Below are 12,258 nucleotides of genomic sequence, written 5' to 3'. Positions count from 1 at the left end.
ATTTTTCCGTCCTTTATAGTTACCTTAACGATATTTGAACCTCTTTGAAGCTTATATCTGCTCCATGTAGCTGTTCCATACCATTCACCGTCTGTAAGAGCATTCTCGCTCTCGCTTGGCTTATTCTCTTCCTTATTTTCAGGTGTCTTTGGCTTTTCGCTCTCGTTTGGCTTACTCTCTTCCTGTTTTTCAGGTGCTTTAGGCTTTTCGCTCTCGCTTGGCTTACTCTCTTCCTGTTTTTCAGGTGCCTTCGGCTTCTCGCTTGGCTTACTCTCTTCCTGTTTTTCAGGTGCCTTTGGCTTCTCGCTTGGCTTACTCTCTTCCTTGTTTTCAGGTGCCTTCGGCTTTTCATTTGGATTGCTTGACTGCCCTGCTCCTCCTGATGATCCACCCGAACTGCTTCCACCATGGCTTCGTCTCTGCCCTGATGATTTTTCTCTCCTTGATTTGGAATCTTTTGATGTATCGGTAGAAGTATTGGAACCTCCTCCGGTAGTTCCGGAATTACTTGTTGAGAACCCCTTTCCTGCAACATACTGTACTTTCCCTGAGTCATCAGTCCATTGACCGTTTTCATTAATTTTAAATCCGTCAGGTGTGGTCTTACCGACAACCATTACTCCACAATCTTTTCCCGGTGTAGGATCAAAATAATAGCAATATCCGTCTATCCACTGCCATCCGGTAAGCATTTCTCCACCTGTTGCAGAATCAGGATTGAAAAAATACCATTTGCCTTCCGGATTTTTATACCATCCGGTATGCATATGTCCCGATACCCCATCCTTGTCAGAGTCAAAATAATAATCTACTCCATTTATATTTTGCCATCCGGTCTTCATGTCTCCTGTTTCAGGATCTAGATAATACCACCCTGAAGAAGTTTCAACCCAGCCCTTATGGACTTCATTCTTTTCATTATAAAACTTCCAGGTATCACCTGATAATTCCCACTTTCCCTTTGTAACAGCCCCTTGGCTTGGAAATGTATTCATGAATGCTAATGTAGAAGCAAACATCAATGCAGCTATTCTATTGAATGTTCTTTTCACAAAATAAGTACCCCCTCTAGTATAAGTTTAGTAACATCTAATATTATATGGAATGAAAAATAATCTTAGTAAACTATACTTTTAATTCCTCCTTTCTAAAAACAATCAATTTGATATTCCTTCCAAATTACTTTCTGCAAATTTATGCATTGATGATAATTGCTTTAATTAGTAAGTATTGCCTAACTCAAAGATGTAAAAAAAGAGTTTTCAAACCCTTACTACAGACTTATTTAGCATTTTTCTTATATTTTCAGACAATAATAAATGAGAATATACATTGATTCTTGTATTTTTTGTGTATTTTTTCATCCATCATGCTTGTTATTCTATCATAGTGAATATAAATAATAAAGGATTTTTGTGTTTTATTATGAATACATACAATTTTTCTACATCAATATAAATTTTGTAATATCCTAAAATAACTTTGTTTAAGTTTTTAACAAGGTGATGAAAATCACATTCAATATTTTTGTTGCATAATTATTATTAAAACATAATATCTATAAATTTCAGTTTCATTTATTTCTCTAAATAATGCAGTATATATAGATATACTGTGGTATAATGTATTTTTAAAATTACTATTAAGATTTAAGTTTAGGATAGAGGTAATAAAATGGCTTTTGACGGCATAGTAATATCAAATTTATCATATGAATTGAATACAAAGCTTGTAGGCGGAAGAATATCAAAAATATCCATGCCTGAAGAAAATGAGCTTATTTTTACAATAAAGAACAATGCAAAGACATACAGACTTTTGATATCTGCAAGTGCTTCACTTCCGCTGGTTTATCTTACCGATGTAAATAAACCGGCCCCAAAGGTTGCTCCGGCTTTTTTAATGTTACTTAGAAAATATATCGGAACGGCAAAAATAACCGATATATTTCAGATGGGTCTTGAGAGAATACTCTGCTTTAAGCTGGAACATTTAAATGAACTGGGTGATCTGAGTCATAAATGCATGTATGTTGAGATAATGGGTAAGCATTCCAATATAATCTTTACCGATGAAAACAATAAAATAATTGATTCTATTAAACGAATCTCCGCAAATATGAGTTCTTTACGAGAAGTACTTCCGGGAAGGGAATATTTCCTGCCTGATGAATTAAAGAAAAAAGATTTATTAAACACGGAACTTGAGGAGTTTATAGAGATTTTAAAATCAAAGGAATATGCTCTGTCAAAGTCAATTTATATGAACTTTGCAGGTATCAGTCCGCTTATAGCTGAGGAAATAGTTTTAAGAGCTTCTCTCCCCTCACAGGCTCCTTCCACATCTCTTAGTGAACTTGAGTATACTCATCTTTTTCATACAATAAGGAATTTACTTGATGATATAAGCTCTCACAATTTCTCACCGAATATAGTATACAGAAAAGAAGAAGCGCTTGAGTTTTCTTGCGTTGAGCTGTATTCATATAACAGTGAGGAATATAAAAAGGAATCATATGATTCTGTCAGCAAGATGCTATATGATTTCTACTCTTCCAGAGAAGCCTTTGTACTTAACAGGCAAAAGAGTTCGGATTTGCGACGTATTGTAAATACCGCACTGGAAAGAGCAAGTAAAAAGTATGATTTACAGGAAAAACAGCTTCAAGATGCAGATAAAAAGGATATCTACAGAGTATATGGAGACCTTTTAAATACTTACGGATACAGCCTTAAAGGAGGAGAGAGCTCCTTTACAACAGAGAATTTCTACGATGATAACAAAGAAATCACTATTCCGCTTGATAAAAACAAATCGGCAAAGGAAAATGCAAAGAAATACTATGATAAGTATGCAAAGCTTAGCAGGACTACAAAGGCGCTCAGCGAAGAGATTTTAAATACAAAAAATGATATTGAGCATCTTCTCTCCATACAGACCGCACTTGATGTTTCAAGTGATGATGAGAGCCTTTCACAGATTCGTCAGGAGCTTGTAGACTTCGGTTATATAAAAAAGCATTCTTCCGGTAAACAAAAAAAGAGTACATCTCATCCATATCACTATATTTCAACTGACGGTTATGATATATATGTGGGTAAAAATAATTATCAGAATGAAGAGCTTACTTTTAAAGTAGCTACAGGAAATGACTGGTGGTTTCATGCCAAAGGAATACCCGGTTCACATGTAATTTTAAAATCAAACAATGAAGAGGAACTTCCTGACAGAGCTTATGAAGAAGCTGCCGCACTTGCCGCTTTTTATTCAAAGGCAAAAGATGCGGATAAAGTGGAAGTAGACTATATTCAAAAGAAAAACATAAAAAAAGTTGCAGGTGCCGCTCCCGGCTTTGTGATTTACCATTCCAACTGGTCAATGGTAGCCACACCGAAGGCGGATCTACAACAAAAATAATTTTTAAGGGCTTTGTTCACTGTTACAACCATTCTTTGTGATAGCGAATATAAGCCTTTTTTACTGCTGTTACAAGTATCATATATGCCAGTACACATGGCAAAAGAAATAAAAAGAATGATAAAGGCAATGATGAAAATCCCAGTACTTTACCAAGCAGTGTAAACGGAATAATTGTAATAAATATTATTCCGAAGAAATTCAGTAATGTAAGCTGTGCTGATGCACGACTTTGTATAAACGGCAGCTTCACAGTACGAATCATATGTATAACCAATGACTGACTCCACATCGACTCTACAAACCATCCTGCCTGAAACATTGCAACATAAGAAGCTCTTATCATATTAAGCTTATCACCGGTAAAATGACTTGCAAGATTATTATATGTTACTCCATTGCTTACAAAATGCGGGCAGAAAACAAAATACATAAATGCAAATGTTGCAAAGTCAAAGATTGAACTTGTAGGCCCTATCCATACCATAAATTTGCCAATACTTGAAGCGTCCCATTTTTTCGGTAACTTAATAAATTCTTCATCAACATTATCCCATGGAATAGCACTGCAACATGAGTCATAAATCAGATTCAACAAAATAAGATGCATGCTCTCCATAGGCAGGAAAGGCAAAAGTGCACTGGCACCCAAAACTGAGAACATATTTCCGAAGTTTGATGAAGCCGTCATCTTAATGTACTTTATCATGTTTGCAAATGTCTTTCGTCCTTCTATGATTCCGGACTCTAAAACCATAAGATCCTTTTCAAGAAGTATAATATCTGCAGACTCCTTTGCCACATCCACAGCCGTATCCACAGAAATTCCGATATCCGCAACCTTCATTGCCGCCGCATCATTTATTCCGTCACCCATAAAGCCTACAGTATGTCCGTTATCTCTAAGTACCGATACCACTCTTGATTTCTGACTTGGAGTAAGCTTTGCAAATACATCTGTTATCTCTGCCGTTTTCTTAAGCTCTTCATCGTCCATATTTTCAATATCACTGCCAAGCAGCATATTTCTTACTTCAAGACCGACCTGCTTACATATTGTTTTTGTAACTTTTTCATTATCACCTGTAAGAATCTTCGTTCTGACACCATGCTCTTTCAGCGCTTTTATGGCATTTGCGGCCGACTCTTTAGGCGGATCAAGGAATGCCAGATAGCCCATAAGAATCATTTCAGATTCATCTTCAACATTACAACTTTGCTTTTCTATATCTTTTCTGGCGATTGCAAGCACTCTAAACCCTTTTTCATTAAGTGTATCGGCAGTTTCCAGAATTCTTTGTCTAAAGTCATTTGTTATAGGTTGAACATTTCCGTTGTATTCCGCAAAAGAACATATAGAAAGCATTTCTTCAAACGCTCCCTTTGTAACCATTTTTATAGTACCTGCATTATTTTGTACTACAGTAGTTAATCTTCTTCTATTAAAGTCAAAAGGTATCTCATCAATTTTTTTGTAGTTTTCCGACAAATCAATAAGTTGTGAGTCGTTTTCCTCTTCTTCCTCAGTCCTTTGAATTATGGCAAGGTCCATAAGATTCTTATAACCTGTCTGAAAGTAGCTGTTAAGATATCCGTATCTGAGTACTCTTGAATCCTCATCTCCCTTTATATTCAAATGATACTCAAGTACTACTCTGTCCTGAGTCAATGTGCCTGTTTTGTCTGTACACAGAATATCCATAGCTCCGAAGTTTTGTATAGAATTCAGATTCTTTACAATAGTCTTCTTTTTACTCATTGATACAGCACCTTTTGCAAGGCAACTTGTTACAATCATAGGAAGCATTTCAGGTGTCAATCCTACCGCAACCGATATGGCAAATAAAAATGCCGATATCCAGTTGCCCTTTGTCACTCCGTTGATAACAAAGACTAAGGGTACCATTACAAGCATAAACCTGATAAGTACCCATGAAACCGCATTGACTCCCTTTGTAAAGTTTGTTTCTACAGACTCACCGGATATTGCCAAAGTCATTGAACCGAAAAGCGTATTGTCTCCGACCGCTATAACAACTGCAGCGGCACTTCCCGATATAACACTGCTTCCCATAAAAGCTATATTTGTATATTCCGTGATATTGTCCTTCTTTTCACAGACACCGGCAAGCTTTTCTATAGGTTCGCTCTCACCACTTAAGCTTGATTGACTTACAAAAAGATCCTTTGCTTCTATTATCCTTACATCGGCGGGAATCATATCACCTGCCGAAAGATAAACTATATCACCTACTACAGCTTCATCCAAAGGAATTTCTATATGATTTTTATCCTTTCTTGTCACGGTACATGTGGTTTTAATCATAGCAAGCAGCTTCTCTGCGGCATCACCGCTTCTGCCCTCCTGAATGAACCTGAGTACACCGGACACAAATACCATTGTTAAAATAATAATTACGGTAATAGGATTAAAATCCTTTTTTGTATTTCCGAACATATGCAGTAAAGGAAATACAATATCCGTTACTGTAGATACAACAGCTAAACAAACAAGTACGACTGTAAAAGGATTTATAAAAGCTTCCTCAAGCTTTTTGGCAAGTGACTTTTTCTTTTCCTTTTTTACCTTATTTGCTCCATACTTCTCCCTGTTTTTTTGAACAGCTTCTTCACTGAGTCCTTCTAAATCCGTACCAAGGTAGGATTTTATATCCTCAAGCGAGTTGGTTGCCATGTAATCTATATTTTTATTCATCTTACATCCCCTTGATACTCTCCGATATCCTGTCTCTAAGCATCAGTGCATCCACCGCCTGCTTAGGATCCTTATTTTCAAAAAGTACGGCATTTACCTCATCAACAATAGGCATACAGATATTATATTTATCTGCCAAAGCCTTGGCAGCTTTTGCGGAATATACGCCTTCCACCACCATTGCCACTTCTTTCATAGCCTCATCCATGGTCTTTCCCTGTCCCATAAGCATACCGGCTTTTCTGTTTCTGCTGTGCTTACTTGCACAGGTAACTATCAGATCACCGATACCTGACAACCCGTAGAATGTCTCTATTCTGGCTCCCATAGCTGTACCGAGTCTGCTTATTTCAACAATTCCTCTGGTAATAAGAGCAGCCTTGGCATTGTCACCATAGCCAAGTCCGTCTGAGATACCTGCCGCCAATGCTATAACATTTTTTAGCGAGCCGCCAAGCTCAATACCAAGCATATCTGTAGAAGTATATACTCTGAATACCGGACTCATAAATACAGACTGAATCAGCTCAGCAGTCTTTAAATCATTTGCTCCGGCTACACATGTAGTAGGCAGAAGTCTTACCACCTCTTCAGCATGGCTTGGCCCTGAAAGTACTGCTACATTTGCATTCTTTATTTCATCCAAAATCTGCTCTGTAAGTATTTCAAGAGTATTTTCTTCAATACCCTTTGCAACATTTACAATGATTTGTCCTTCTTCATAAAACGGTGCCATTCTTTTCGCAGTACTTCTTGTGAAAATTGAAGGTACTGAAAGCACACAAATCTTGGAGCCTTCCATAGCAACTTCCAAATCAGTCTCAAATCGAATCGCTTCATCAAATACAACACCCGGAAGATTTTTATGTGTACGGGTTTCTCTAAGTTCCTTTATCTCGCTTTCAATTGCAGACCATACCTTTATACTATGCCCGTTATCAAATAGGAGTCTTGCAAGTGCCATACCCCAAGTACCTGAACCAATAACTGAAATATTCATTTTCACACCTTTTTCCCTATTTTATTCTCAGTCCCGCTAAGTAATCTTTTAATATTTGCCCTATGCATAAATATTGATAAAAATCCGATAATAACTATCAAAAGTCTAAACTCCATAGGAGAACTTCCATCTGTAAATCCGTAATTTGTTTTTACCAACATATGTGACATACCTATAAAAATAATCATTACAACTATTGATGCAAGTGATACATATCTTGTTATAGCAACTATCAAGATAAATATAGCCAGACAAACAAAAGCAATTCTATAGTCAAGAGCCATTATTATACCTGCTGTGGAAGCAACTCCCTTTCCGCCCTTAAATCCAAGATAGAACGGGAAGTTGTGACCAAGTACCACACCAAGTCCAATATAAAGCATGTACACATAGCTAAGGCTGACATTATCTCTAAAAATATATCTTACAACCAAACATGGGATCAAAGATTTACAAAAATCTCCAAAAAAAACTATAAGTCCCGCTTTTGGACCAAGTACTCTGAGAGTATTTGTAGCACCTGCATTTCCTGAACCGTAATTTCTTATATCCATCTTATTGAGCTTTCCAAATATATATCCCGTCTCAATATTTCCGATAAAATAACCTATTATTAACAGAAGAATTCTAAGCATTATTTGGCGTCCTCTCCTCTTTCTCTGATAATAAATCTTATAGATGTACCCTTAAATCCGAAGGCCTCTCTAATCTTGTTCTCCAAATATCTTTGATAGGAGAAATGCATAAGTTGCTTTATATTTACAAAAATAACAAATGTAGGCGGCTTTACCGCTACCTGTGTGGTATAGAAGATCTTAAGTCTCTTACCCTTATCAGACGGCGGCTGCTGCATTACTGTAGCTTCTGAAATAATCTCATTTAATACACCTGTCTGTATTCTAAGTGTCTGATTCTCTCTGACAATATCTATCATTTCAAAGAGCTTTTGAAGTCTCTGACCGCTTAGCGCCGATATAAAGACAAACTCCGCATATGGCATAAATGAAAGTATTCTCTTTATATTATTTGTATACTCATAAATAGTCTTATTATCCTTTTCAACAAGATCCCATTTATTTACAGCAACAATAATACCCTTACCCTTGTCATGTGCAATGCCTGCAATCTTTGCATCCTGTTCTGTGACACCCTCATTTGCATCAATAACAAGTATTACCACATCAGCTCTGTCTACAGCTGTTACAGTTCTGATTATTGAATATCTTTCAATATCCTCTTTTACCTTTGATTTTCTTCTAAGACCTGCTGTATCAATAAAAACATACTCCTGTTTATTGTTTACAACCACAGTATCTATAGCATCTCTGGTAGTGCCCGCAATATCCGATACGATTACTCTGTTTTGACCTGTAAGTCTGTTTATAATAGATGATTTACCTACATTCGGCTTTCCGACTATGGCAATTCTAGGTCTGTCATCATCCTCCTCATCCTCAGTGTCCTTATGTTTAAAATGTGCCGCCACAGCCTCAAGCAAATCACCTATTCCAAGTCTGGATGCGGCTGATACCGGTATCGGATCTCCTATTCCAAGATTGTAAAACTCATATACATCATTTCCGAATTTAGCCATTGAGTCAACCTTGTTTACGGCAAGTACAACAGGCTTTCTTGATTTTCTGAGCATGTCACAAACCTTAGAGTCGGAATCCACCAGTCCTTGACGCACATCTGTAATAAACACAATTACATCTGCCGTCTCTATAGCTATCTCAGCCTGTTCTCTCATCTGTGAAAGTATAATATCACTGCTGTCCGGCTCTATACCTCCTGTATCTATAAGTGTAAAATTCATATTCAGCCATGTACAATCAGCATATATTCTGTCTCTTGTCACTCCCGGGGTATCCTTTACTATGGAAATAGGCTCCCCTGCTATGGCGTTAAACAATGTAGACTTTCCTACATTCGGCCTGCCTATAATGGCAACTACGGGTTTACTCATTATTAACTCCTTTTTCATATGCCTTATAGGCATTTTCTTCTATATACTTATCAGAAACTATTGCATTAACCAGATCATAACCTGACTGACCGACAATAACAGTTTTGACATTTAATTCTCTTTCAATATCGGTTCTTGTCAGATCATCCAGCAATACCTCTTCTCCGCTTCTAAACATATTTACCGACAATAATAATCTGTCACCAAGTTCCTTACCCTTTAACTGATTTATTATATCAACTCCGGTTAAAAGTCCTGCCACCGTGATTCTTTCTCCAAAGAAATCATTTCTTATGGTATAGAAATTTATCTTCTTTGCAGGGAACCTTTTTTCAATCTTTTTTGCAAGCTCCTTCATGGAATGTGCGGGCAAAATAGCTGTTGCAATACTTATAGTTTCTTCTTTTTCAATATCCTCTTTATCTATTTCGAGAGTTTCTATTGCATCTGCCACTTCTTCACTGAGAAGTCTGAGCATTCCAACACCGTTTTCCAGCTGAATATATCCGTCATAGGTATCTTCACCCGGCATCTCTCTTTCTGCAATCAGATAAAATTCATCACTTGCCTGCGCAAAATGCATATTGCATTTTTCCATGGCCTTTCTTTGAATATCCTCTATGATTTCTATAGTCTCTATTGCTTTTGCTTTATCAACAAGTGAAAGTCTTGGCAAATCGTCTCTAAACTTTGTAATACCTACCGGCACTACAGATACACTCTCCATTGTAGGAGCATATTTTAATAAATCGTTTAATGTGCGCTTTAGCTCTTCGCCGTCATTATAACCCGGACACATAACCACCTGTCCATTCATAGGAACATTTTTCTCATATAACTTATCTATATATCTAAGTGACTCTCCGGCAAAGCGATTGTGAAGCATTTTTTTTCTAAGTTCAGGATTTGTAGTATGTACGGATATATTTATAGGGGCCAGATTAAATCTTATTATTCTGTCTATATCCGCATCCTTCATATTTGTGAGTGTTACATAATTACCCTGTAAAAAGGAAAGTCTGGAATCATCATCTTTAAAATAAAGCGTCTCTCTCATTCCCTGTGGCATCTGATCTATAAAGCAGAATATACAGTTGTTTGTACAGGATTTATAATCACTCATAAGTCCCTCTTCAAACTCAAGTCCTATATCTTCATAGTCATTTTCAATATCCAGCTCCCACTCTTCACCATTTGCCTTTTCAATCACCATGGTGAACTCTTCGGCATTTATATAATATCTATAATCTAATACATCTTTTATTTCATTGCCGTCGATAGATATAAGCTTATCTCCCGGCTCTATTTCAAGCTCCTCGGCTATAGACCCTTTGGCAATGCTTTTTATTATATGAAAATTCATTTTACTCCATTCATTTGTAAATAGCAAATGACATCTACTACTATAACAGAAAAAGCCACGAGATACGAGCTCGTGGCTTTCTTATTGTAGCACTATCCGACTACATATCTTAACTTCATTTGCCTCTTTCAGTCTAACATATTAAATTTTAGATTTCAACATCTTATTTTTTATTGCCGATTTTTTGTGTTGGTAACATAATATATTCTGATAAAGCCTCAATAGAACGATTCACAACCAACTCTTCCGGAAAACTTATGCTCTCAAGTAAAGCAATTGATTTTTCATGATTTCCTACATCTATTTCGCAATGAGCATCACTATCTAATACAATAGAAACCTTATATGTCTTACAATAATCTAACATTTTCATGTAATTCTTAGTTGCTCCACTATTTCTCACACATCTAGGATTAAGAGATTCGCTATTTACTTCTAACAAAACATGATTTTCTTTTGCAGCACAAACAAGTTCTTCATAATCCACAGGAATGTCTGCATCATCAGGATGCCCAATAATCTGAATATATGGATTTTGCATAGCACTTATATATGCCTTTGTATTTTGTGATACTGTTCCAATAGTGTAAAGAGGTTTATGAATACTCGCTACAGTAAAATCTTGTTTTTCCAACATAGATTGTGGTAAATCGATTTTACCATCGTAATCTAAAATATTCAGTTCACATCCAAACATTAATTTGATTCCATACAACTCTCTTGGAAGCATCTTAAAATTATTAAAATAATTTGCCGGAACACCTGATTTCATAGCCGGTCCATGATCAGTTATACCAAGTAAAGATAATCCCCTTTCTGAAGCACTTCTTGCCATTTCATATATCGTATTATAGGCATGCCCACTAGCAACTGTATGTGTATGCAAATCCATTATATCTTTCATATTAACCTCATTTCAATTGAATTTTTATTAGCCTTTTAATCCTCCGGCTGTAGCTCCTCCAATTAATCTTTTAGACAATAAAATGTAAATAATTATCGTAGGTGCTGAAACAAATGTAACAGCAGCAAACATTCCACTCCATCCTCCTTCTCTTGTCATAGCAACGATAAGTTGATAAAGTGCAACACTTAACGACATATTTTCTGTACTTCCGGCAAATATAAGTGCCATAAAATATTCATTCCATTTTCCAATAAACTGGAAAATTACCAACGTTGTAATACTATTACCGGCAAGTGGAAACACAATGGTCCAAAAAGTTCGTAGTGGGCCGCATCCATCAATTGCAGCCGCCTCTTCATAACTATCTGATATATCAGTAAAGGCCGGAAGAAGATAAAATGTAGAGAACGGAATAGATGTAACAACATAAATTACTATGAGTGTAATTTTTGAATTACTTACATTTAGTGCACTTACAAGCGAAAATAGCGGCATTATAATCATAACTCCCGGCACACCTAAACCTATTACTAACAAACGCTTTATCGCTTCACTAAATTTAAATTTAAATCTTGCCAGCCCATATGCGGCCGGAGCACAAATCAATATACTAAAGAATACTGATGATGCGCTATATAAAAGTGAATTCAAAAATGCAGTAACTAAATGTCCATTTTTTATTACATGTGTATAATTATCCCAATGTGGTCCGCTTCTGAGTAGATTATCTGAAAATATTTCTTTAGTTGTTGATAAACTTGCTATAACTATCCAACCTAACATTACAACTATAAATAAACACCAAAGTATAAGCAGGATATATCCCGGAATTAACCTTACTTGTTGACGTAGTCGTATATTATTCGTCTTTATATTATTATTCATAATC

The 12,258-nt window shown here is 36.3% G+C and carries 8 protein-coding genes and 1 pseudogene; 1 reads left to right on the top strand and 8 read right to left on the bottom strand.

What is annotated here, in order from left to right; translation table 11 throughout:
• Window positions 1-1,052, bottom strand: a pseudogene (locus HMPREF1140_RS11290) (FMN-binding protein); the annotation flags it as partial.
• A 622-nt stretch (window positions 1,053-1,674) separates the two neighbouring features.
• Between HMPREF1140_RS11290 and HMPREF1140_RS11285 the strand changes: the two are divergent.
• A complete protein-coding gene (locus tag HMPREF1140_RS11285) occupies window positions 1,675-3,417 on the top strand; it encodes an Rqc2 family fibronectin-binding protein (RefSeq protein WP_009663963.1) in 1,743 nt (580 codons plus the stop codon).
• A 22-nt stretch (window positions 3,418-3,439) separates the two neighbouring features.
• On the opposite strand, the gene mgtA is transcribed toward HMPREF1140_RS11285, so the two are convergent.
• From mgtA to HMPREF1140_RS11250, 7 genes are all read right to left on the bottom strand, one after another.
• Window positions 3,440-6,133, bottom strand: coding sequence for a magnesium-translocating P-type ATPase (gene mgtA, locus HMPREF1140_RS11280; RefSeq protein WP_009663977.1), 2,694 nt, complete (start codon window positions 6,131-6,133; stop codon window positions 3,440-3,442).
• Between the two features lies 1 nt (window position 6,134).
• Window positions 6,135-7,133, bottom strand: coding sequence for an NAD(P)H-dependent glycerol-3-phosphate dehydrogenase (locus HMPREF1140_RS11275; RefSeq protein WP_009663973.1), 999 nt, complete (start codon window positions 7,131-7,133; stop codon window positions 6,135-6,137).
• A 2-nt stretch (window positions 7,134-7,135) separates the two neighbouring features.
• Entirely contained in the window at window positions 7,136-7,768 is a 633-nt protein-coding gene (gene plsY / locus HMPREF1140_RS11270) for a glycerol-3-phosphate 1-O-acyltransferase PlsY (RefSeq protein WP_009663968.1), read from the bottom strand.
• Window positions 7,768-9,099 carry a ribosome biogenesis GTPase Der gene (gene der, locus HMPREF1140_RS11265; RefSeq protein ID WP_009663943.1) on the bottom strand — a complete coding sequence of 444 codons (1,332 nt, stop codon included), beginning with the start codon at window positions 9,097-9,099 and terminating at the stop codon, window positions 7,768-7,770. Before der ends, plsY begins: the two co-directional genes overlap by 1 nt.
• A complete protein-coding gene (locus HMPREF1140_RS11260; RefSeq protein WP_009663954.1) occupies window positions 9,092-10,462 on the bottom strand; it encodes a DUF512 domain-containing protein in 1,371 nt (456 codons plus the stop codon). The genes der and HMPREF1140_RS11260 overlap by 8 nt, the downstream gene beginning before the upstream one ends.
• A 163-nt stretch (window positions 10,463-10,625) precedes the next feature.
• Window positions 10,626-11,366: a phosphatase gene (locus HMPREF1140_RS11255; RefSeq protein ID WP_009663969.1), complete on the bottom strand. Its 741-nt coding sequence runs from the start codon at window positions 11,364-11,366 to the stop codon at window positions 10,626-10,628.
• Between the two features lie 27 nt (window positions 11,367-11,393).
• A complete protein-coding gene (locus tag HMPREF1140_RS11250; RefSeq protein ID WP_009663965.1) occupies window positions 11,394-12,254 on the bottom strand; it encodes a carbohydrate ABC transporter permease in 861 nt (286 codons plus the stop codon).
• Window positions 12,255-12,258 lie beyond the last annotated feature (4 nt).

The organism is Lachnoanaerobaculum sp. ICM7 (assembly GCF_000287675.1).
Taxonomy (GTDB): Bacteria; Bacillota; Clostridia; order Lachnospirales; family Lachnospiraceae; genus Lachnoanaerobaculum.
This window is presented reverse-complemented; position numbering and strand designations above follow the sequence as displayed.